Here is a 299-nt window from a genome sequence, read left to right as displayed (position 1 = left end):
GAGAGCCCGAACAGCCGCATGACGGCAGAGTTTATTGGCTCGGTGAACATTTTCGAGGCCCACATCCGGGAAGACGAGGCCGACAGCGTTACTTTGACCAGCGACCTGCTGGATGCCCCGGTTTTTATTGATCGCGGCGTGACCACGCCGGCGGAAAGTACCGCAACACTGGTGGCCCTTCGCCCCGAGAAGATCTACCTGACCCCGGACAAACCGGACGGCGAGCACAACTGGAGCTGCGGAACGGTGGACAACATCGCCTATCTGGGCGACATCACGTCCTACTACGTAAAGCTGGC

The 299-nt window shown here is 59.9% G+C and carries 1 protein-coding gene; it reads left to right on the top strand.

Annotated features, from left to right (window positions below):
• Nucleotides 1-18: 18 nt before the first annotated feature.
• Nucleotides 19-299: TOBE domain-containing protein (locus tag B2W52_RS14610; RefSeq protein WP_286803661.1), on the top strand; the 281-nt coding region annotated here is incomplete at its 3' end.

Source organism: Marinobacter sp. UBA2498 (assembly GCF_002341575.1).
GTDB lineage: Bacteria > Pseudomonadota > Gammaproteobacteria > Pseudomonadales > Oleiphilaceae > Marinobacter > Marinobacter manganoxydans.
The sequence above is the reverse complement of the archived record's forward strand: the minus strand, read 5'-3'. Positions and strand labels throughout refer to the sequence as shown.